The following is a 23,266-nucleotide window of genomic DNA, read 5'->3' as shown; positions in this document are numbered from 1 at the left end:
GTTCAAAGTGCATCTCAGCACCCTGAACGGCTTTTCTTATTAAGTTAAATCACGTTTTAAAAACACAGTATATGAAATACATAAAAATACGAACAAATAAAGTAGCAACATACATGATGCAAACGGGAATGTTACTCCATCAATAAAACTTCCATTCTTTGAAATACTATATAAATCTGTGTTTGCTGGCAATAAATATTTCGCCCAGTTATATCTAGTGGCTGCTAATAACGCAATATTGCCTGATAAAGCAAGGAATAGTGAAATACCAATTGCACCTCCACTAGATCTCGTTAACACAGAAATCATAAATGCAAACGATGCGTACACAACCGTTGGTAACCACGATAAAACATAATATTTACTTGCTTCCACAAAAATATTTTGTTTTATTATATTTCCATCTTGGAAAATAAACTCACTCCATGCAGGCTGTTGGAATTTATAAATAACAAGTCCACATAAAGCGGAGAAAATCATATTAAATATAAACAATAAAGCTGCAAATATAACGATTGCTAAAAACTTTGCTGTTAAAATTTTAAATCGACTCGCCGGACGGATTGTTAAAAATTTATATGTTCCCCAGCTATATTCATTCGCAAAAATTGTACTTGCATACACGAGGATAAATGGGAGCAAAATTGGAAATACGATAAAACCTGTATCTCTCATGAAAGAAAGTGGAGAACTGCTTGCCGGTGCTGTATCCGTATCTAAATGCTTCATCTTAAGCTGGTATTCTTTTACAAGCTCATCCCCTGATTTTTCTGCTAAAATAGCTTCTTTTTTCATGCCAAGCTTTTTCTCAATTTCTACAGTACGTTCTGTATAATCTACTTTCCATCCTTTTGTTTCCGGTTCAAAATACTTTACCGTAACCCACCCTAATCCGATTATTAATACTGCAATAACCGCAAATGGAATAATCGTTCGCTTCCGCTTAAATATTTTATACAGTTCGTTATATACTAAATTAAACAATATCTTTTCCCCCTGTTAATTCTAAAAATTGCTCTTCTAACGTTTTTCTTTCTTCATATACACGATACACTTGAATATTTTTCTCAAGCAATGTACGAATAACATTTGGGATTTCTTCATCTTTTACGTTAATAATTAATTCATTATCCTTTACTAAAACATCATACCCTAACATTTCCGCTGCTTTATTCGCATCATCTACACGTATACGGATCGTCTCCATCTCTTCACTTTGACTATGCTGAATATTTTGCGTAGCCACATATTCCCCGTGCTGAATAATGATAACTCTGTCACACATTAATTCAACTTCTGAAAGTAAGTGACTCGATACAAGTACAGCTTTTCCTTGTTCGTGTGCAATTTTTTTTATGTACATTCTCATTTCATGTATTCCACTAGGGTCTAATCCATTCGTCGGTTCATCTAGTACCAACACATCCGGATCGTGAATAAGCGCCTGAGCGATTCCTAAACGTTGTCTCATGCCAAGTGAATATGCCTTTACTTTACGATTAATTACTTGTCCCATTCCTAACAATTTCACTACTTCATCGATACGCTCTTCGGTCACATTACCATTCATTCGTCCGAAATATGTTAAATTTTCATACCCGCTCAAAAAAGGATAAAATTCGGGTGTCTCAATTACCGCCCCAATTTTCGCAGCGGTTTTTTCAAATTGCTGTTTCACAGATTGACCATCAATCCATACTTCACCTTCTGTCATACGGATCATACCAACCATCATTCTCATTAAAGTCGTTTTTCCAGCACCGTTTGGTCCGAGTAAACCGACAACCTCGCCTTTTTTCACTTCAAAACTAATATTTTGTACAAGTGTCTTTGAGCCGATTCGCTTCGTTAACCGATCGACTTTTACAATTGATTGTTCATTTGTCATTCTATACAACCTTTCCTTCCCATTCTTTGTCAGGTCTTTTCACTGTAACATGATTATTTTTATGTGTAAAATTGAAAAAAGCATGATTTCTCATGCCCTTTCTTTTAATCGCAACGAATTTTCATCTTTTAAACTTCGAACAAATCGATAACATTGCATCATCGTTATTAAAACGACAGTCATCATAATTATACTAATAATTACAAATGCATATATTGTAATTGGCGCACTATTTACTCCTTGTATCCCTGCGATTTTCATAAAGATAACCGTAAATAATTTTAAAAATAACATCCCATTAACTAATCCAAAAACAAACGCTGCTCCATAAATGAATAATTGCTCCTGACATAATAAACATAGTACTTCTTTTCTTTTTATATTTTCTGCTACATAAGATGTAAACTCCTCTCTCCTCACTAGCAAAAGGGAGTACATCATTTTATATGTAGTAAAAATACATATGAAAATTAGTACAATAAACAGTGTGTAAAAATACATTTGAAATACAAATGCATCCCCTACTTTCAAAATAGCTCCTTCATTAAATTGTAACGATATCATAAAAAACAAAATCATAGTACTCATAGCAATCCACATAAATTGCTTCATCCTTTTGGTAGCAAATGTTCTAATATTTTTTCTCGCTAACCGACATAAAGACATAAAATTCTTCCCCTACCTTATTACATACGCATTCTATACTACTAGTGTATAAAAATATGACATTTTAAACATCGCACTACAATCGGAATTTCTTCTAAGTCTTTAGTCCTAGAAAACGAAATGATAAAAAATCACATTTAGAATATAATTGTAAAAAGGAGGAGATTGCATGCGTATAAAATTACTATCAATCTTGTGTTTATTATTACTCACAAGTTGTAGCCAAATAAAAAACAATGAAGTTGCCATTGTTGAGCCATACAAATTAACAAAAGAGCAAGCTTCTATTTTACAAATGACTCCTTTTCAAGAAGGAAATAGCATGTTTTATAACGTTACTCTTAAAAATGATAAAGATGAAATAAATGCTACAATTGATTATTATAACAATGGTAAAAAAACAAAAGAAATTGCTAATATAGCTACCTCACACTTTTCAAAAAAGAAAGTAAAGCTTTCTTTTTTACCACCACATTTCCAATTCGATAAAGATATACAAGAAAAAAGGCAGTGGTATCTGAATATTGAAGGTGGTTCAACACTTGTTCCTGAAGAAGCGCCACCAAGCGTAAATAGCTCTGCAACTACTACAATCCAATCTATAAAAAATTTAAAATACAATCAAAAAACAACTTTAGCTGCTGTAATCCAAACCAGTAAAGAAACTGTAAGCGTTCCTACCATTGATGAAGAAACAGGTATTGATCTACTCTTAAAAGAAAATGAACACGTTTATCTATTTAGTATCGAGCTAAAAAAAGAACAATAAAGCGGAAATGCAACTTAAGTTGCATTTCCGCTTTATTGTTTAATAAGGTGTACTTTTATAGATTTGAATTAAATCCATATTCTGTTACTACTATTGCTCATCTTCTACTTCTATTCTTTTCTTCTCTCTTGCAATTTTTAAAAACTCTAGCAGCTCTGGATTACTATTCATTTTTTTGTAAGCCACTGACATTTCTGCAACAAAATTAGAATCATATAACTCTTTATATACAACTTCTGTTTTATATAACTTATTTGCCGACACGGGTATTACTGTAATTCCAATCCCTGCTGCTACAAGCCCCATAACTGTTTGATACTCTGTTGCTTCTTGTACAATACGCGGACTAAATCCAACTTCTCTGCAAAGAGATAAAATTGTATCATACAAAGCTGGCCATACTGGTCTCGTAATAAATACAAACGGCTCATCTCGTAAATCTTCTATATGTATTTCATCTTTCTCTGCAAGTGGATGTGCCTTTGGTAAACATAAGGTGCAAGATAACCTTTGAATTGGCTCTAATTCTAATAATTGTGTTGGAATTGGTGGACGTAAAAAGCCAATATCGATACGGTTATCATGAAGTGCATGAACTTGATCTGGTGTTGACAATTCATGTAATGCAACAGACACTCTCGGAAATTTTTTTCTATATTCCCTAACAATTGATGGTAAAATATCATATATCGCCGCACCTACAAAACCAATTGAAAGTGATCCTACTTCTCCCCTTTGCGCACTTTGTGCAACTTCTACTGCTTTTTCAATTTGTTCAAACGCCTTTTTTACTTCTTTTAAAAACATTTCTCCTGCTTCTGTTAGTTCAACCTTTCTTTTCGTTCTTGAAAATAATGTAACTCCCATTTCTTTTTCTAATTGCTGTATTTGTTGACTAAGTGGTGGTTGTGTCATTTGTAAACGAGCAGCCGCCCGTCCAAAGTGTAACTCTTCTGCCACAACAACAAAATATTGCAAATGCCGTAATTCCATTTTTGGACACCCTTTTCACTTTCGATTAATATGTCTAATATATTAATAACATATAATTTATATATTAGACAAATATTTTGAATGAACGTATAGTAGAAATTGTTAATTCTTTTTTACAATTTTTATGTAAAAAAAGAAAGAGGTGGTTACTGTATGAAATGGTGGAAGTTAAGCGGACAAATTTTATTACTATTTTGTTTCGCTTGGACAGGTGAATGGATTGCAAAACAGGCACACCTCCCAGTTCCAGGAAGTATAATCGGTATTTTTTTATTATTAATTTCATTAAAATTTAACCTAGTTAAAAAAGAATGGATACAGGACGGAGCAGATTTTTTATTAAAAGAACTTATTTTATTTTTCATCCCTTCTGCAGTCGCTGTCATACGTTACAGAGATACACTAACACAATATGGAATCGATCTCATTTTAATTATTATGATTAGCACTCTTTGCGTTACCTTAGTTACAGGACTTTTAACAGAATTGCTACTAAAGCGGAAAGGATCAACGCAATGATCGGATTTCTTTGTTTACTATTAACACTATTCACATATTGGATATCAAAAAAAATGTATCAACGCTGGAATTGGAGTCTACTTTCTCCTCTTCTCGTATGTCCCATTATTTTAATTGCTTTATTGCTCGGATTAGATACGCCTTATGAAACATATGAATCTGGTGGTCACTGGTTAACTGAATTATTAAAACCCGCAACAGTTGCTTTTGCATGGCCAATCTATAAATACTTTGATTTATTAAAGAAACATGGAATGGCTATCTTACTTAATGTCATTGTCGGTTCGTTTTTATCAGTCATTACTTCAGCACTACTAGCAAATTATTTTCAAATTGATTCATCACTAGAACATAGTTTAGCGCCACATATCGTAACAACACCAATCGCAATGGCTATTTCAGAAATGATTGGTGGTATGTCACAATTAACTGCTGTATTTGTCGTTTTAACTGCCTTAACAGGAGCATTGCTCGGCCCTTCTCTCATACGTATTTGCCGTATTAAAACAGCAATCGCAAAAGGTATTATGTTAGGAACAAGCGCAAATGGAACCGGTACATCAAAAGCATTCGAAATCGGTCCTGTGGAAGGAACAATTGCAAGTTTATCTATGCTTTTAACAGCAGGCGCTAGTTTAGTTATCGTTCCGCTTTTCTTGTCTTGGATACATTAAAGAAGCAAGTATTTACATACTTGCTTCTTTATCTATATATTGGCACAGCAATTCATAATCCTCTGGAAAAGCTAAACACAATTGTTCAACTTCATGTATCCCTTTCCAAGCAATTTCATGTATTAACTCATCAGGATCTTGGATTTTCATATTACCGCCTATTTGTTTAACAAAATAATAATGGACATACACTGGAACACCGTATGTAATACCCTCTTTTTCATATATTTTATTTACAACTTCCACATTGTAACCTGTTTCTTCCCAAACTTCCCTGATACAACATTCTTCTAGTGTCTCTCCCTTTTCAAGTCCTCCACTTGGGACAGACCACCTTTTTTCTTCTCCCTCTTTGCCCTGCAATACCATTAAAACTTTATTTTTTTCATTTACACATACCGCTGCACTACCTATCCATCTCTCCATAAACATCCCTCCCCTACTAAAATTCGCCTTCTTTATTATTTTCCCCTTGAAAAAAAGAGGAAAATAATAAAACAATGACGAAAAGTTACATCAACTTCATAGACAATCCCTTCTTAGAAATTAAAACTGGAAGGATGAAAATATGATTTCTAATTATGTTGTGGAATGTGTCTTTTGTGAAGAAAATCGAAAACCTCGCCAAGCTATTGTCACAGTTCCCGCCACTACTCAACTACTAGCCCTTGAAAAAGTGCGCGCGGAATGCAAACGTCGCTTCGGAAAAACTGTATTATTGCAAACAGAAATTAAAGAAGAAATAATTTTCGAACAAAAAGAAAGCTGACCATAAATTGGTCAGCTTTCATATCCGATCATATTTTCACATGAAGATTAGGGGCATCCTCTTTAAGGATCGGGATTTTCCCATTATGTACGTTCCATAATGGTCATCGAACAATATATTTCTATGCAATTAACTATTGAATAGAATAGGGCAAAACTTGTTCGCATTTTTAGAAAAGGGATAGGGATATAATTCAAGTAGTACTTCGAATACTCGAACTTTACACTCATAATATTAAAACAAATCCTTTTATATGGGAAATATGAATTACCTATATAATTCATTCGTAAAATATATTAATAGTTTGCTATATTAATTTTATCTCTCTATTTGTAGGCAGTAACCCCCTACTGATTATAATTTCACTTTATTCCATCAATAGCATACATCCAGCTAAAACCGGTGTCATAATCATCGAAAACCTCAAAAGCGTTCGCGGTGCATAATTTGTAAACTTCGCACCAATGTATGCCCCTAACATGGTCCCAATCAATACTTGCAATAACAATATATAATCTAAATATCCTTCCGAACTATATCCTATCCCGCCTCCAATTGCAATCGGTAATATAACAAGCATTGTTGTCCCTACAGATTGCTGAATCGTAAGTCCCAATAGAACCATTAATCCAAGTTGAATAAACGGTGCAGAACCAATCCCAAATGAACCAGCCATCATTCCAGTAACTAATCCAAGGCATACACATTTCAACAAGTAGTTCACGGAAAACTCTTTATGTTTATATAAAGACGACTTTTCTTTGTTTTGGAACATAATTAATTTAATAAACATAAAAATTGCCGATAAAAATAACATCCCAGCTGTAAACCAATGAAGAAGATGTGCTGGTATAAGTGAACCAAATTTAGAACCAATATAAGAGCCAATTGCGCCAAATCCCCCAACAATCCCGCCTATAATAAGTGCAACATTGCCTTCACGGTAATGACTTACAACACCTGATAATGTCGTAAATGCCATTGCAGTTAAAGATGTTGCAAGAGCAACATGAATAGGAATTTGGAATACTAAAGTGAGTATCGCGATAATAAACCCAGCTCCTCCAGCTCCAACAAATCCTAATAAAATACCCATTACTAACATTGTTATAATTATTGCCACAGACTTTCCCTCCAGTAACACAATTATCCATCATATTTATCCTTACATACAAATAAAAAGCATCCTAGATGGATGCTTTTTATTTCAATGATATGTACTTAATCTTGATTAATCAAAATAACTGCTGGACCAGCGACCACCACTCCAGCTACTTCTATCTTTTCAAATTCCTTTACTGTAATAGAGATAACTCCTTCTCTTTCCATCAATTCTTTACTCAGGACATCAGTCGGGATTGCTTTCACCGTCTTACCTCCTTTTCATTTATACAATATGATAAAGTGAAACTTTAATGAGTGGGGTTTTTGTCCGTACTTATTAATTATTATCCCTCACCAATCGGACTAATAATCACCCAATGCATCTATATATATGCATCACCTCCGCTTTCATTCCTTATTCCACTCAAAAACCTTCTCCCCCTTCCGTGACATATTGAAAAATAAAAAAGAAGCTATAACATATAGCTTCCCTCTACGTTTCTTTAATCTTTATGCACCGTATATTCCATGACTTTTCCATCTCTATCAAATTGGAAAACAAGCTGTTCGCTATCTATTGGAATAAAGCCACGTTCAGTCCCAAGATAATACAAAGTGGTAACTCCTTCTTCCCCACTTCTCGTTTCCGTTGGAGCCCCTAATAATTGTATAATTTCTTCATTTGATTTCCCTATTAATTTATATTTTTGTAATAGATCATCTACCATATATACCCGCTTATCTGCATGATTTAACCATCTATTTTGATTAAACTTTGATGTATATTCATTTACACTTAGTTGTACAGTGCATACTATTAATGGTATGAGTGCTACTATTACCCCCCCAACATTTGCTTCTTTTCTTCATTACGATTTTTAGAAACATATAAAATAGCCCTTTGAATCATGACTAATAAAACAAATGGTATGAATACTACAAAAATGCTCCTTACACTTAAGGGTATATGGACCATATCAATGACGAATATAAATAGAATGTACATTACTATATACAAACAAAAATAGACATACAAAATGCCACGTAGCATAGCGTTCAGAAAGATCTCCCCTTTTAACTCACTATATAATTCATCCGGCTAATCATTTCTCGAATCTGTTCTAATTCTTGCACTGTATATACTACTTTCCCTGCTAAGATTTCATTTCTGAAGAACGTTACAATTTGCTCCCGATCTTTTAATCTAGGTGTTTCCTCACTAGAAAGATCTATTATTTCTTTTCCATTTTCATTATAAAAATATACAACTGGTTTTACCTTTTCTTTTATACTATTAGCCTGCATTTCTTTCAAACAATTGTATAAAATTTGAGATAGTTTCTTCGCCTTATATACTGGATTTCCTTCATTTTTCACTTGCATAGTTGACGAATCTTTACCTACTATATATTCAAATGTCTCTTCTTTTTCAACTTCTTGTTGATACTTACCCATTTCATCAATCATAAATGAATATATACCAGCATTTTCTTTCGTTAAACCATGAATTAATTTCTCTTCCCATTCTTTCGTCTCAAGTAGATAAATACCAGTTTTGCACAAGATGAGATGATGGATTCGATTATCGTTTATTTCACTATTATTTTTAATAAAAACATTCGGCATGATTTCAATTTCAGCATCTAATATGATGCCTTGCTCTATGAATCCTCGCTTCATATAATGTAATGTTTCGTACGTATTCATTTCAGCGCCGTTTTTAGTATATTCTCGTAAATTTGCAATTAATTTTTGAAACATATGTATTTCGTTATTATGTTTATTTTGTATTTCACTACGTTCTTTACTATGTTGCATAGCTAATTGATTTTTCATCATACGCATATTTTCAATTTCTCTATTTGCACTTACTTGTAAATCATTGTATTTTTTCTGTTCCATATTTTTTAAATTATTTTGTTGTTCTTTATGCTCTATCACCGTAGCTGCAATTTCGTTTTCATACGTTTCAATTGCTTGTTTCTTTTCAAATTCTACTTGCTGACTCTCTGATTCTAACTGTTTATTTTTATAAAACAGCACAAATACTACAGCTAATAATATTAAAACCGCACCTATTAGCACATAATTCATATTTTTACCCCTTTATTTCATTTTCTATTATTTTTTTAAAATATATCTACTATAGTATACTATGGTTTCGATATAGACTTTGTAAAAGTTGTATATTTTTAATAAAGTGAAACTTTAATCAGTGGGGGTTTTGTTCCTTCCCCACTGATTATTAGTTGAACCAATCGGGCGTTTACTGGCAATTGATCCCCCCTAACTTCTTTGCTTCCGCTGAATTTTGAGGTGGGGGGTCTTACCGCCAGTTAATGCGGGATAAAAGGCACCTCTGACGGGGCACCTTTTATTTTCACTCTATTGTACACCATACTGAATATAACTTGGATCGTAGTATATCCATTGATTTGTCCCTAAGCAAAGCCATCCATCTTGCTTACTCCATACTCGATACGATTCACCATGATGTAACTGTCTTATAACATTTCCTTTTAATGATGGAGCGTCACGTAAATTTACATTATCACCAGTAATAGTCGCCACATAATGTTTATACTGAATATAACTCGGATCATTATATACCCACTGATTTGTCCCTAAACAAAGCCATCCATCTTGTTCTCCCCAAACTTCATATGTTTCGCCACGATTTAATTGGCGAATTACACTAGACTGCAAAGATGGTCCACTTCTCAAATTCACATTATCTCCATTAATTATAGCAACCCCGTACACTGGAGTTGCATTATTAGGCGGAGAAACATTCCCTCCACCACTTGCTCCATTCCCTTGTAAAGCTTCTAGTGAAACTGCAGCTGATACATCACAATTTCCTACACCTGAAATTTGTCCAGAATCTGTGTACTGCCATGCTGTCCACGCTGTCCATCCACCAGCATCAGCAGGCGGTGTACTCGAGTATTTAGCAATCCAAAGTGGAATATCACTTAATCCGCTAATTCCGAACTCATTAATATACCAAACTCCTGTATATAACATTACATCTTTTCCAGTAGCCTGTTTCACATAATTTATGAAGCTTCTTGCCCAATTCGATATAGCGCTACCAGTTAAATTACTATTACTCGGATCTTTTGGTGATTCTAAATCCAGAACTGGCATTAAGTCTGTCTGGTTACTTTGTAATATACTCACAAAATATTTCGCCTCTGAAATTGCATCATTTTGTTCTGGACGTGCAAAATGGTATGCACCAATTAATACATTCGCACTTCGGGCTGCTTGTACATTTTTAGTAAAAGTAGGATCAATGTAATTTACACCTTCTGTCGCTTTTGCATACGCTGCTGGAATTCCAGATGCCTTCACTGCATTCCAATCAATATTCCCTTCCCAATGAGACACATCAATAAACGTAACATTTGAACTCGATCTGTTTTGCATATAAAATCTCCTATCAATTTTTTTACTTCGTATACATACAATATGTACAAGTTTCATAAGAGGACACGACATTTATGCTATAGAAACAAAGAGTAAATATATTTTGTATACAAAATAAAAAAGACCTTGTATTTACAAGGCCTTTTGCAAACTCCCTTTATTTTGTAACAAGTACATATTATAATACAAACCTTGCTCACTTAGTAATTCTTGATGTGTTCCTCTTTCTACTATCTCTCCATCATGCATCACAAAAATTTGATCTGCATCTTGAATTGTAGATAACCTATGCGCAATGGCTATCGTCGTTCTACCTTTTCGCATTTGTTGCAACGCTGTTTGAATAGCCTCTTCTGTTTCTGTATCGATATTAGCTGTTGCTTCATCTAATACTAATACTTTCGGATTCGTTGCTATCGTTCTAGCAAAAGCAATTAATTGTCGTTGACCGCTTGAAAATGCTGCACCTCTTTCTACTACTTCTGTTTCATACTGCTCTGGTAACTTTTCAATAAACGTATTCGCTTGCACAAATCGAGCAGCTTCTTTTACTTCTTCATCCGTAATTTCTTCATTATACATACGAATATTTTGCTTTACATTTCCAGCAAATAAAAATGCATCTTGCAATACGAGTCCTATTTTCTTTCTAATTTCTCGTTCTTCAAATTTTTCTAAATCTACACCGTCTATTACAATATTTCCTGACTTAAGATTATAAAATCGCATTAACAAATTCATAATCGTACTTTTTCCGCTACCAGTATGCCCAACAAAAGCAACCGTTTGCCCTTGTTTCACGTGAAATGATACATTTTTTAAAACGTCACGCTTTCCATCATACGAAAAAGTAACATTTTTAAATTCAATATCTCCATCTACAACTTGAGGATTCTCATTGCCTTTTTGAACCGGTGCTAAATCTTTCTCGTCCATTAAATGAAATACACGTGATGACGAAACAAGTGCCTGTTGGAAAAAGGACAATTTCATCATCATCTCATTTACAGGTTGGAAGAAACGATGTATATAGTTAACAAAAGCATATAAAACTCCTACTTCAACAGGGCTCTTTAAAGCATCAATCCCAAATAAACCTAGTACTAAAGCAATAGCTACAATATGTACTAAATCCGTAGCTGGTCGTAAAAGTAATGCGTCTAACTTCAATGTACGTCGCCCTGCACTATAATGTTTATTATTCACTTCTTCAAACTCTTTTCTCATACGTTTTTCTTGTCTGAACACTTGAACAATATTCATTCCTTGTATGGACTCGTTCAATTTTGCATTTAACACGCTTAGTTGATTACGTACTTCTAAATAAAAAGCTGCACTTTTCCGGCGATATAATACCATAATCGCGAACATTATCGGAATTAATACGAGAGAAAATAACGCTAATTTTACATCTAATAAAAACATCGCTATTAAAATACCTACTAAAAAGACTACATTTTTCACAAATGTTGATAATACACTGACATAAAAATCTTTAATCGCTTCCGTATCATTCGTTATACGAGATACGAGCGTACCAATTGGCGTACGATCAAAGAAACTTAATGATAGCTTTTGAACATGTTCATATACTTCAACTCGCATATCTTGAACAATCTTAAAAGCAATGTTCTGAAAGTACAATAGATTTAAATACGTAAATAATACTTTTAATAAATGAGCAACTATGTAAATTACAAATAAAGTAACGAGTGCTGATCGTTCAAAATCCTGCGGTACTAGGTGTTCATCGAGGAATTGTTTAATTAAAAAAGGCCCCATCATTTCCGTTACTGTCGCACCAACTAAAAAGATAAATGCTAAAGATAGCAACCCTTTATATGGCTTCATATAAGAAAGCAATCTACTTAAATCACTTCGCTTCTTCTCTACCATCATACGCCTCCTTTCTCAACTAAAGCTTCTAATTGCTGACTTTCATACATTTCTTTATACCAGCCGTTTTCCTTCATTAATTCCTCATGTGTACCTCTTTGTACAATTCTACCTTCATCAACAACAAGAATAAGATTGGCATGCTGAATTGCACTTAATCGGTGTGCAGTAATAATCGTCGTTTTCCCTGCTCTTTCCCTCTTTAAGGCACTTAAAATTGTCTCTTCTGTTTTTGCATCTACCGCTGATAAACAATCATCCAAAATTAAAATTTCAGCATTTGTTAATAAAGCACGAGCAATAGAGATTCGCTGTTTTTGACCACCAGATAACGAAACGCCTCTTTCCCCTACTACTGTTTCATATCCTTCTGAAAATTGGAGGATATCATTATGAATACAAGCAATATCTGCAGCTTGGGTAATTTCATTATATGTAGCATCCGCCTTTCCAAAGGCGATATTCTCACCAATACTTGCTGAAAATAAAAAATGATCTTGTGGCACATATGAAATAGCAGAACGGACACCATGAAGTGTTAAATCTCGAATATCTCGCTCCCCAACTTTTAATTCACCATTAAAATGATCATACTCACGGATTAAACATTTTAATAAAGTCGTTTTCCCTGCACCTGTACGTCCTACAACTCCTAGCGTTTCGCCCTTCTTCAAATCAAAGTGAATATCGTTTAAATGTAACAGTTCATTTTTCTTATACGAAAATGAATCAACGGCAAACGAAACATTACCGCTCGCTATCGTATGTACAGCATTTTCTCTATTTACTACATCTGATTTTTGTGAAAGAATTTTTTCTACACGGTCATATGAAGCACGCCCACGCTCCATAATATTGAACAACCATCCAAACGCTAACATTGGCCAAACGAGGGTACCTAAATATGTCGTAAATGTAACGAGATCACCTACTGTTAATTCACCTCTTACAACTAATACCGATCCGTAACATACTGCAATTAAAAAAGAAAATCCAACGATAAGAGCGATTGTCGGATCAAATAACGAATCAATACGTGCAACTAACACATTTTTATGCACAACATCTTCTGATTTTTTTCGAAACGCCTGCAAATCTTCTTTCTCTTGTCCAAGCGATCGAATCACTTTCATTCCACTCATACTCTCTTGCACTTTATCATTAATTTCCGAAAACGATTGCTGTGCTTTATGAAACCTTTTATGTAATAACGTTCCATAATAATTTGTCGAAATGGCTACAATCGGCATCGGAATTAAACTTAACAATGTTAACTTCCAACTAATTGTAAAACCCATCGCTACGAGTACACATCCCCCAACAGCTAATGAATCAACAAGCGTTAAAACACCCGCTCCAGCAGTTTGCTGGATCGCTTGAATATCATTGGTCGCATGTGCCATTAAATCACCTGTTCGATTTGACTGATAGAAAGATGGACTCATCTTTGTAAAATGTTCATATAAATTTTTTCGTAATTGGCGAGCTAATTTTAACGAAGACCCGAAAATCATAATACGCCATATGTAACGTAATATGTACATCGTAATACCTACAATTACTAATAGTACAACCCAATTTAGTAACTTATTGGTCGTCAATGTTCCATCATTAATTTCATCTACAACGATTCCAATTACTTTTGGTGCTACAAGTTCTAAAAGTGCAACGCCAAATAATAAAATAATTCCGGTTATGTATGCTCGTTTTTCTTGTTTAAAAAACCACGCTAAATTCATAAACACTTTCATTTTTTTCCTCCTCCCTTAAAATGAGCGATGTTTTCAGTTTATCAAAAATACAGAATTTTTAAAAGTTTTAAAAACTGTAACTAACAAAAAGAAAGACACTCTTAGCGAGTGTCTTTTAGCGCTTATTTCATTTGTTGCTTGTTCATTGCGCTCATCATTTGATTGATTTTCTTTTGGGAAGGTTTTTGTCCCATTTGCATCATCATCATTTTTAACATTTGTTCGTTAATTGGTGGATTTTTTTGTAAGTAATTCATCATGTATTTGCGGGCAATGAAAAATCCTAACGCCACGCCTGCTACTAGTGCTACTACGCCCACTAGAATACCTAACCAAATTGGCATATATTTTCCTCCTTCATGTTGTCTACCTTACAGTGTACTAAAACCTTTTCAATAAGACAAGATACAATTCGACATTTTTTACACATATGTTCGTACTTGTTTTAGAGGATTCAGCCATCCGTACTTTGTATTTTCATAATCCATAGCTAAAAATGTTAATTCACACTTTCTTAACACCTCAAAGAAAGTCGTTTCCATAGAGACATTTCCAGAGGTATTCATACGAATATAGTGCGGTTTCACCATTATTTCACCGTACTCCGCTCCCGTATAAAGTGTATGTGTATGATGTGTTCTATCATATTTACCAAGAACGCGCAAAGCTTGTTCTAATTTATGATGAATTTTCATTACTTGCAATGGTTTTGTTATATACATCATTTGTTTATATAACACTTTTTTCTCCGAAAGGGACCCAGATTCTGAAAATCGAGCAAATAAATCAAAAAACAAATATTCACGACCAAAATAAGATTTCGCAATATCCTCTTGAATTAAATACAATTCATACGTTTTCATTTTTCCCCTCCCAATCTGGACAACCTTTTCTCTTCATTATATATAAGAAAATTTGCAATGATTGTCTGACTGCGGAGAGATAAAAAACTTTTTCTGTCGAAAAAACTCATTTACATAGAAAAATCTCTCCATGCCGGAGAGATTTTTCTGAAATCATTAAAGCATTTCTTTTACTTTACGAACAACGTTCTCTACAGTAAATCCATACTCTTCCATAATCTTCTCACCAGGAGCAGAAGCACCGAATGTATCGATACCTAACACATCTCCTTCAAGACCTACGTAACGGTGCCATCCGAATGTAGCACCCATTTCGATTGCGAAACGTTTTGTTACTGCTTTTGGTAATACAGATTCTTTGTACTCTGCAGTTTGAGCTTCAAAACGATCCATAGATGGCATGCTGACAACAGCTGCGTCAACACCGTCTGCTGCTAATGCTTTTTGAGCTTCAACAGCTAGGCTTACTTCAGATCCAGTTGCAAGTAAGATAACATCAGCCGTTTCTTTCTTGCTTGCAGAAACTACATATGCACCTTTTGCTACTTTTTCATACGTATCATCTTTTGCACCTTCTAATGTTGGAAGGTCTTGACGAGTTAATACTAAAGCAGTTGGTTTGTTTGTAGATTCTAAAGCCAGTCTCCAAGCTGCAACAGATTCGTTACCATCAGCTGGACGGATAACAGAAACGTTCGGCATTGCACGAAGCGCTGCTAATTGCTCGACTGGTTCATGTGTTGGACCATCTTCACCAACAGCGATACTGTCATGTGTGAATACATACGTTACTGGCAATTGCATTAATGCTGCAAGGCGAATTGCTGGACGTAAGTAATCAGAGAATACGAAGAACGTACCACCGTAAGTTTTTAAACCGCCATGTAATGCAATACCGTTCATTGCTGCACCCATTGCGAACTCACGTACACCGTACCAAATGTTTTTACCGCTGTAATCATCTCTTGTAAAGTCTTTTTCGTTATTCATGTATGTTTTGTTAGAACCAGCAAGGTCAGCAGATCCACCGAAGAATGATGGTACAGACTCTGCAATTGCATTAATTACAGCACCAGAAGAATTACGAGTTGCTGCTTTTGATCCTAATTCATAAGTTGGTAAATTTTGCTCCCAACCTTCTGGAAGTTGACCGTTCATTGCTGCTTGGAATTCGTTTGCTAATTCTGGGTATGCTTGTGCATATTCACCTAACATAGTGTTCCACTCTGCTTGCGTAGTTTCACCAACATCTTGTACTGTTTTACGGAAGTTGTCGTATACCTCTTCTGCTACGTGGAAATCTTGCTCAGCAGTCCAAGCATATGCTTCTTTCGTTAATTTTGTTTCTTCTACACCAAGTGGAGAACCATGTGAAGCTGATTTTCCTGATTTGTTTGGAGAACCGAAACCAATTGTCGTTCTTACTTCAATTAGCGTTGGGCGTTTTTCGTCAGCTTTCGCTTCTTCAATTGCTTTCGCGATTGCTTCAATATCGTTTCCATCCTCAACACGGATTACTTGCCATCCGTATGCTTTGTAACGATCTTCTACACTTTCAGAGAATGAACGATTTAAATCGCCATCTAATGAAATATCGTTTGAATCATAAAGCACAACAAGGCGACCTAATTGTAAATGAGCAGCTAATGAAGATGCTTCAGCAGAAACGCCTTCCATTAAATCTCCATCACCACAAATAGCGTATGTATAATGATCTACTACATTATACGCATCACGGTTATATTTAGCAGCTAAATGTCTTTCAGCCATTGCCATACCTACAGCAGTTGCAATACCTTGTCCAAGTGGACCAGTCGTTGCATCTACACCAGCTGTATGACCGTACTCAGGATGTCCTGGAGTTTTGCTTCCCCATTGACGGAAGTTCTTTAAGTCATCCATTGTTACATCATAACCAGATAGGTGAAGTAGGCTGTATAATAACATTGAACCATGACCTGCAGATAATACGAAACGATCACGGTTAAACCACGTTGGGTTATTTGGATTGTGTTTCATAAATTGAGTCCATAATGTATAAGCCATTGGTGCTGCACCCATTGGCATTCCTGGGTGACCAGAGTTTGCTTTTTCAATCGCATCGATGGATAATGTGCGAATCGTGTTGATAGAAAGTTGTTCGATTGAATGTGACATGCTATTCTTCCCTTCGCTTATATTAGTAAACGTTTTATACATTTATATGATAGCTTCCCACGCAAGATTATACAACATGTATCGACAAATATGTTGATATTTTTTTGATTTTTTATAAAAAAATCAATGTTTCCGGGAATGTATGGGCATTCAATATGACATACTTTTTCATTATTTTTATTTTAAAAAGAAAGGGAATTATCTGTATATTTATACAAATTTCTTCTATTCTTACTTTTTTAAATACGTTTTTAAAAACATAAAAAAGCATCTAACTTCGATGCTTTTCAAATAAGTTAAACAATCCGTTTCCGAATCGAACTTGAAATCAAATCAATTATAATTACCATTAAAATAATACCTAATAAAATAATCCCAACACGAGACCAATTCCGTGAACTCAGCGCAAAAATTAAAGGTGTACCAATCCCTCCCGCTCCAATAACCCCTAAAATCGCAGCGGATCGTACATTAATTTCAAATCTGTATAACGTATACGATAGAAAATCTGGTAACACTTGTGGTAACACTGCATACCAAAGTATTTGAAAACGGTTTGCTCCTGTTGCTAGCAACGCTTCCGTCGGTCCTTTATCTATGTTTTCAATTCCTTCTGAATATAGTTTCCCTAACATTCCAATAGAATGTAATCCTAAAGCTAATACTCCTGCAAAAGAGCCTGGACCAACAGCTTTTATAAATAAAAGAGCCATAACTAATTCAGGAAACGTACGAACAAAACTAAGTACAAATTTCCCAGATCCTGAAGTTAATTTTCCACTACTCATATTCGTTGCCGCCCAAAAGGCAAACGGAACAGATAAAAATGCAGAAATAAATGTACCTAATATCGCAATTGCCAACGTATCAATTAATCCATGTAATAAATCTTCACCATCTGGCAAAGATACATACGACCAGTCTGGATTTAATATCCCTGTCATAATTGCTTTCGTGATTTCACCTGCTGTGTCCTTTATCCCTTCTAATGGTACTCCTGAAAAGGCCCATACATATACAACTGTAAGTGCTATTAAAATAATCCAGCGATATATACTCGGTTTCTTCGGTTTTGGCACAATCATCGTCGTTCTATTCATTATAGTTTCTCCCGCAACAATGTACTAATGTAGTCAATTAACAAAACAACAATAAGGGTATAGATAATTATAGAAGCAGTTTGTTGATATTGTAAAAATCCAAGTGTACGATCATAATATAGTCCAATACCACCTGCTCCTACTAAACCTAGGACAGCCGCTGCACGTACATTCACCTCAAATGTATATAGTACATAGGAAACAAAGTGTGCTTTTACTTGTGGAATGACTCCATAAACAATCCATTGTACCTTAGTAGCCCCTACAGCTGTCATCGCTTCTAGTGGGCCAGGGTCAATTGATTCAATTGATTCATACAACAATTTCGCTACAAGTCCAATTGAAAAAAAAGTAAGAGCCAAAATACCTGGAAGTGGCCCAATTCCAAAAATCGCTACGAAAATAGCCGCCAATAATAAATCTGGTATTGTTCGTATAAAATTTAAAATCATTCGAGCTAGACTGTATAAAAATGTGTTAGTAAACACATTACTTGCTGCAAACAATGCAAGTGGAATAGCTAAAATCGCTCCTAAGGTCGTCCCAATAATCGCCATACGTATTGTATCTAACATCGCTGTTGTAATTACTTGAAAATAACTCCAATCAGGTGGCACCATTTCTTTCAATAGATCTACCATATTTGGAAAACCGTCCACCAGTTTTGAAAATGATGCATCTACTTGTACACTACTACTCCACAGCATTAAAATAACTAAAATAAACGTTAACATATGTTTCAATTTACTCGGCGGCTTCGGTATTTCATTTGAATATATCGTCACGTCATTCATTTTACTGCCACCTCTAATAATTCGCTTTTCTGAGCAACGTCCCCATAAATTTCAGCAAATTTTTCATCCGTTGCTTCTTCTACTAAACCGTCAAAAACAATTTCTCCTGCATGTAATCCGATAATGCGTGTCGCATATTGTCTAGCCAAATCAATAGAATGTAAATTTACAATTGTCGTGATTCCAAAATCTTCATTAATTTTTTTCAAATCATCTAGCACTTGCTTTGTCGTAAGTGGATCTAACGATGCAACAGGCTCATCTGCCAATATGATTTTTGCTTCTTGCGCCAATGCTCTAGCTATCGATACACGTTGCTGTTGTCCTCCTGATAATTCATCAGCACGCGCATATGCTTTTTCTAAAATATTCACTCTTTTTAATGCTTGAAATGCGAGCTCCACATCTTCTTTCGGAAACAAACCTAACGTTGTACGTAATGTGGAATGATATCCAACACGACCAGCTAATACATTTTTTAATACTGTTGATCGCTTTACAAGGTTAAAACTTTGGAAGATCATACCGATATCCCGGCGCATACGCCTTAATCCTTTTCCTTTCGCAGAAGTAATAGACTCACCTTCAATAATGATTTCTCCTTCGGTAATCTCATGAAGACGATTTACGGATCTGAGAAGTGTAGATTTTCCAGCTCCGGATAATCCGACCATTACAATAAACTCACCTTTTTGAATCTTTAAATTTATATTATTCAATCCCTTTGTGCCATTCGGATACATTTTGGAAACATTTCGAAACTCTATCACACATCTTACCTACTTTCAATGTATTATCAATAACTAAAAAACGGCAAACTAACTGAAATCTCACACCTTCCAGCTAGCCGCCATTTCACTATGTATTATTGCGTCTTCACTGTCTTTCCATATTCACGAACAATATCAAATTTACTATCATCAGATTTAATATATCCTTCATGAGAATATACTTCTTTAATGATTTTACGGCCTTCCTCATTTTTTCCAATTTCAATGAAAGCATCTTGTAATTTCTTGCTCCACTCTGCATCTAAATCCGAGCGTACAGAAATTGTATCGTTCGGAATTTTCTCAGTAAATTTCACTATTTTCGTTTGATCAAATATATTCGGATAATCCTTTTTTACAATATTACGAGCATCTTGGAATACAACAGCTGCATCTACATCACCATTTAAAAGAGCAATAAGTGACTGATCATGCCCTTTTAATGTAACAGGTTTCACATCCTTTAGCGGATCAATTCCCTCTTTTAATAGAACAGCTGCAGGCCATACATATCCTGCTGATGATGTTACATCTTGATAACCAATTTTTTTACCTTTTAAATCTTTTACACTATTTATATTAGAGTCTTTTTTAACAACAAACTCAGATTTATAATAATCTACTAAATCTTTTGTAGGAGCTCCTGTTTCATCCTCTACTCCAAAACGTTGTGCTTGCAAAATTACATTTGCAGCCTTCTTTTCATGTGCTAATACGTACGCTGTTGGCGGTAAAAATCCTACATCTACTTGTTTAGATGCCATCGCTTCTACAATTGTATTGTAGTTAGTTGAAATACTAACTTTTACCGGAATATTTAATTTATCGCTTAATAGCTTTTCCAATGGTTTTGCCTTTGCCTCTAACGTATCCGCATTTTGAGAAGGAACAAATTGAACATTTAAGGTCTTTGGTACATAACCTTTTTTCGTATCTTCATTTTTACTTGCACTGGACTCTTTCGTCCCGCAGCCACTTAATAATCCGGCCGCTAGTACAACTGTTGTACTCATTGCAAAAACTTTTTTCAACATATTAATGCCTCCATTTTTCTTGTTATAAAATAACCTTCCGTAAACATGAAGAAATATATCACATATTTTGATACACAATTGGTTATTTACAGAATCTTTACACATTCTATACATTCACATCAAAATTCACTTCACATATTTGATATGATTAATTGGAAGATAACAATAGAAAAGGTGAGTCATATTGGAACAAAATCAAACTGTAACTTTAAACATCTTATTAACAAGCGATATACATGGCACTGTTTATCCTATTCACTACCAAGATAACTCCCCAGCAGAACTTGGTTTAGCTAAAATTTCTACTCTTATAAAAAAAGAACGTTCCCAAAATACAAACGTTCTTTTAATTGATAATGGCGACTTTATTCAAGGAACACCATTTACTTATCATTACGTTACATACGAAAAAAACAAAAAAAATCCAATGTCCTTATTAGCGAATTACTTACAATATGACGCTGCAATTATCGGCAATCATGAATTTAATTACGGGATGAATATATTAAATAATGCTGTGACTACTGCGAACTTCCCGTACCTATCAGCAAACATATTAGATAAAAACATAAACAAACCCTATTTCGGAAAACCTTATTTAATCAAACAGATTGAATCCAATATAAAAATCGCTATTTTAGGGGTAACAACACATTACATCCCAAATTGGGAACAGGCCCATCACATTAAAGATTTACTATTTGAAGATGCATTAAAGACTACAAAAAAATGGGTTTCTTATATTCGCGAACATGAGAAACCCGATTTATTAGTCGTAGCCTATCACGGTGGATTTGAAAGAGATTTACAAACCGGGGAACCTACTGAAGTGTTAACAGGTGAAAACCAAGGATATGCAATGTGCCATGAAATTGAAGGCATAGATCTTTTACTAACAGGTCATCAACACCGAGAAATTTCTCACACAATGGCTAACGGTGTAACAATTTTACAGACCGGATGCAATGGACACTCAGTCGGAAAAGTAAAAGTAACATTCGAAAAAACGAAACATAAATGGGTGAAAAAAGAGAGCTCTTCTGAATTATTATCTGTACAAGGAATTGAAGCGGACCAAGATGTACTTTCATTGGTAGCCGATTACGAAGAGAAAACACAAAAGTGGCTTGATCAACCTATTGGAATCATTCAGGGGGACATGCAAATTTCAGATGCTATGCAAACTCGTTTGCACGATCATCCTTTTATCGAATTCATAAATAAAATACAGATGGATATAGCTAAGGTATCAATTTCTTGTACAAGTATGTTCCATAATACATCTCCAGGTTTCCCGGAACATGTAACAATGCGTGACATCGTTTCTAATTATATTTATCCAAACACATTAAAAGTAATTAGAATAACTGGAGCTGATATAAAAGCCGCTCTTGAACTCTCTGCTTCTTATTTCACATTAAAAACAGATGGATCCATCATCGTAAGTCCTACCTACATAGAACCAAAACCACAACATTATAATTACGATATGTGGGAAGGGATTTCATATGTATTAAACATTTCAAAACCAATTGGTGAAAGAGTAGAATCTTTACAGCATAACAGTGCACCTCTTAATATGAATGAAGAATATGAAGTTGTAATGAATAATTATCGTGCAAGTGGCGGGGGAAATTTCTTTATGTTTCAAAACAAACCGGTAGTAAAAGATATACCCACAGATATGTCTGAACTTATCGCTAATTATATATTGGAACATAAAACGATAGAAGCAACAGTTAATAACAACTGGAAAGTTATTAAATAACGATTTTTACAAATAAAAAAAGATGGGCTTCGCCCATCTTTTAATTTAATTTTGCATTATCTTGCTTTTTTAAAGCTTTTAATTTCGTCGGTGTAACATCTGTACCTTCTTCGTTAACAACTTTAATTCCTTTAAGTTCGTTTAACATATTTTGACGAAATCCTTTTAAATATTGTTCACGTAGCGATTGACGCTCACGTTGCTCTTCTTCAGTTAAACCTTCAGCTTTTGCTTTTTTCGCTAAGAAGTTAATGCGTTCAACGAGTTCGTGATTAATCATCTCGAATCCCCCTTCTAATCAAAACTGATTATTATCATA

General features: G+C 34.6%; 24 protein-coding genes and 1 pseudogene. 5 read left to right on the top strand and 20 right to left on the bottom strand.

Annotation, left to right across the window (positions count from 1 at the left end):
- Nucleotides 1-39: 39 nt before the first annotated feature.
- The 3 genes from H6481_RS17135 to H6481_RS17125 all read right to left on the bottom strand — a co-directional run bounded on the left by H6481_RS17135 (nt 40) and on the right by H6481_RS17125 (nt 2,554).
- Nucleotides 40-984, bottom strand: a complete 945-nt coding sequence (locus H6481_RS17135) for an ABC transporter permease subunit (protein WP_000482759.1) — start codon at nt 982-984, stop codon at nt 40-42.
- A complete protein-coding gene (locus tag H6481_RS17130; RefSeq protein ID WP_182812457.1) occupies nt 977-1,888 on the bottom strand; it encodes an ABC transporter ATP-binding protein in 912 nt (303 codons plus the stop codon). Before H6481_RS17130 ends, H6481_RS17135 begins: the two co-directional genes overlap by 8 nt.
- 90 nt (nt 1,889-1,978) lie before the next feature.
- Complete coding sequence (locus H6481_RS17125) at nt 1,979-2,554, bottom strand: ABC transporter permease (RefSeq protein WP_097961049.1); 576 nt, start codon at nt 2,552-2,554, stop codon at nt 1,979-1,981.
- A 169-nt stretch (nt 2,555-2,723) separates the two neighbouring features.
- Between H6481_RS17125 and H6481_RS17120 the strand changes: the two genes are divergently transcribed.
- Nucleotides 2,724-3,323, top strand: coding sequence for a hypothetical protein (locus tag H6481_RS17120; protein ID WP_023522779.1), 600 nt, complete (start codon nt 2,724-2,726; stop codon nt 3,321-3,323).
- A gap of 90 nt (nt 3,324-3,413) precedes the next feature.
- Here H6481_RS17120 and alsR read toward each other — a convergent pair whose 3' ends face one another.
- Entirely contained in the window at nt 3,414-4,316 is a 903-nt protein-coding gene (gene alsR / locus H6481_RS17115; RefSeq protein ID WP_000423235.1) for an acetoin biosynthesis transcriptional regulator AlsR, read from the bottom strand.
- A 153-nt stretch (nt 4,317-4,469) separates the two neighbouring features.
- Between alsR and H6481_RS17110 the strand changes: the two genes are divergently transcribed.
- Nucleotides 4,470-4,835 (top strand): CidA/LrgA family holin-like protein, encoded by a 366-nt coding sequence (locus tag H6481_RS17110; RefSeq protein WP_000872365.1) that lies wholly within the window; start codon nt 4,470-4,472, stop codon nt 4,833-4,835.
- Nucleotides 4,832-5,509, top strand: a complete 678-nt coding sequence (locus H6481_RS17105) for an LrgB family protein (protein WP_000578954.1) — start codon at nt 4,832-4,834, stop codon at nt 5,507-5,509. The genes H6481_RS17110 and H6481_RS17105 overlap by 4 nt, the downstream gene beginning before the upstream one ends.
- A 12-nt stretch (nt 5,510-5,521) precedes the next feature.
- On the opposite strand, the gene H6481_RS17100 is transcribed toward H6481_RS17105, so the two are convergent.
- Entirely contained in the window at nt 5,522-5,935 is a 414-nt protein-coding gene (locus H6481_RS17100) for an NUDIX hydrolase (protein WP_097961048.1), read from the bottom strand.
- Between the two features lie 142 nt (nt 5,936-6,077).
- Between H6481_RS17100 and H6481_RS17095 the strand changes: the two genes are divergently transcribed.
- Entirely contained in the window at nt 6,078-6,278 is a 201-nt protein-coding gene (locus H6481_RS17095; protein ID WP_000625226.1) for a DUF3903 domain-containing protein, read from the top strand.
- Nucleotides 6,279-6,645: 367 nt separating this feature from the next.
- Here the strand turns inward: H6481_RS17095 and H6481_RS17090 are convergent, their stop codons facing one another.
- The 14 genes and pseudogenes from H6481_RS17090 to H6481_RS17025 form a co-directional block, all read right to left on the bottom strand.
- Nucleotides 6,646-7,401, bottom strand: a complete 756-nt coding sequence (locus tag H6481_RS17090; RefSeq protein WP_000974667.1) for a sulfite exporter TauE/SafE family protein — start codon at nt 7,399-7,401, stop codon at nt 6,646-6,648.
- Nucleotides 7,402-7,499: 98 nt separating this feature from the next.
- Nucleotides 7,500-7,646, bottom strand: a complete 147-nt coding sequence (locus H6481_RS17085) for a BC1881 family protein (protein WP_000644411.1) — start codon at nt 7,644-7,646, stop codon at nt 7,500-7,502.
- A gap of 239 nt (nt 7,647-7,885) precedes the next feature.
- A pseudogene (locus tag H6481_RS17080) lies at nt 7,886-8,433 on the bottom strand (hypothetical protein).
- Nucleotides 8,434-8,456: 23 nt separating this feature from the next.
- Nucleotides 8,457-9,476: an NERD domain-containing protein gene (locus tag H6481_RS17075; protein ID WP_063548385.1), complete on the bottom strand. Its 1,020-nt coding sequence runs from the start codon at nt 9,474-9,476 to the stop codon at nt 8,457-8,459.
- Nucleotides 9,477-9,767: 291 nt separating this feature from the next.
- The gene (locus tag H6481_RS17070; RefSeq protein ID WP_001181402.1) at nt 9,768-10,814 is read right to left on the bottom strand and encodes a GH25 family lysozyme; all 1,047 of its coding nucleotides are present in this window, start codon (nt 10,812-10,814) and stop codon (nt 9,768-9,770) included.
- Nucleotides 10,815-10,946: 132 nt separating this feature from the next.
- Nucleotides 10,947-12,710 carry an ABC transporter ATP-binding protein gene (locus H6481_RS17065; protein WP_023522786.1) on the bottom strand — a complete coding sequence of 588 codons (1,764 nt, stop codon included), beginning with the start codon at nt 12,708-12,710 and terminating at the stop codon, nt 10,947-10,949.
- On the bottom strand, nt 12,710-14,461 hold the full coding sequence (locus H6481_RS17060) for an ABC transporter transmembrane domain-containing protein (RefSeq protein WP_023522787.1): 1,752 nt from the start codon (nt 14,459-14,461) through the stop codon (nt 12,710-12,712). The genes H6481_RS17065 and H6481_RS17060 overlap by 1 nt, the downstream gene beginning before the upstream one ends.
- 122 nt (nt 14,462-14,583) lie before the next feature.
- Nucleotides 14,584-14,805: a YneF family protein gene (locus H6481_RS17055; protein WP_001123317.1), complete on the bottom strand. Its 222-nt coding sequence runs from the start codon at nt 14,803-14,805 to the stop codon at nt 14,584-14,586.
- A gap of 78 nt (nt 14,806-14,883) precedes the next feature.
- A complete protein-coding gene (gene sirA, locus H6481_RS17050) occupies nt 14,884-15,324 on the bottom strand; it encodes a sporulation inhibitor of replication protein SirA (RefSeq protein WP_000860652.1) in 441 nt (146 codons plus the stop codon).
- Nucleotides 15,325-15,480: 156 nt separating this feature from the next.
- A complete protein-coding gene (gene tkt, locus H6481_RS17045; protein ID WP_016512442.1) occupies nt 15,481-17,481 on the bottom strand; it encodes a transketolase in 2,001 nt (666 codons plus the stop codon).
- A 296-nt stretch (nt 17,482-17,777) separates the two neighbouring features.
- Complete coding sequence (gene phnE, locus H6481_RS17040; RefSeq protein ID WP_001082388.1) at nt 17,778-18,581, bottom strand: phosphonate ABC transporter, permease protein PhnE; 804 nt, start codon at nt 18,579-18,581, stop codon at nt 17,778-17,780.
- Nucleotides 18,581-19,375, bottom strand: coding sequence for a phosphonate ABC transporter, permease protein PhnE (phnE, locus tag H6481_RS17035; RefSeq protein WP_001000774.1), 795 nt, complete (start codon nt 19,373-19,375; stop codon nt 18,581-18,583). Before phnE (H6481_RS17035) ends, phnE (H6481_RS17040) begins: the two co-directional genes overlap by 1 nt.
- A complete protein-coding gene (phnC, locus tag H6481_RS17030; protein ID WP_000569232.1) occupies nt 19,372-20,145 on the bottom strand; it encodes a phosphonate ABC transporter ATP-binding protein in 774 nt (257 codons plus the stop codon). Before phnC ends, phnE (H6481_RS17035) begins: the two co-directional genes overlap by 4 nt.
- Nucleotides 20,146-20,240: 95 nt before the next feature.
- Nucleotides 20,241-21,179 (bottom strand): phosphate/phosphite/phosphonate ABC transporter substrate-binding protein, encoded by a 939-nt coding sequence (locus H6481_RS17025; RefSeq protein WP_000915063.1) that lies wholly within the window; start codon nt 21,177-21,179, stop codon nt 20,241-20,243.
- A gap of 184 nt (nt 21,180-21,363) precedes the next feature.
- Between H6481_RS17025 and H6481_RS17020 the strand changes: the two genes are divergently transcribed.
- Nucleotides 21,364-22,947, top strand: a complete 1,584-nt coding sequence (locus H6481_RS17020; RefSeq protein ID WP_182812455.1) for a bifunctional metallophosphatase/5'-nucleotidase — start codon at nt 21,364-21,366, stop codon at nt 22,945-22,947.
- A 40-nt stretch (nt 22,948-22,987) separates the two neighbouring features.
- Here the strand turns inward: H6481_RS17020 and H6481_RS17015 are convergent, their stop codons facing one another.
- Nucleotides 22,988-23,227, bottom strand: a complete 240-nt coding sequence (locus H6481_RS17015; protein ID WP_000607015.1) for a DUF896 domain-containing protein — start codon at nt 23,225-23,227, stop codon at nt 22,988-22,990.
- Nucleotides 23,228-23,266: the final 39 nt, after the last annotated feature.

Source organism: Bacillus sp. ME78, assembly GCF_903970865.1.
GTDB lineage: Bacteria > Bacillota > Bacilli > Bacillales > Bacillaceae_G > Bacillus_A > Bacillus_A cereus.
This window is presented reverse-complemented; position numbering and strand designations above follow the sequence as displayed.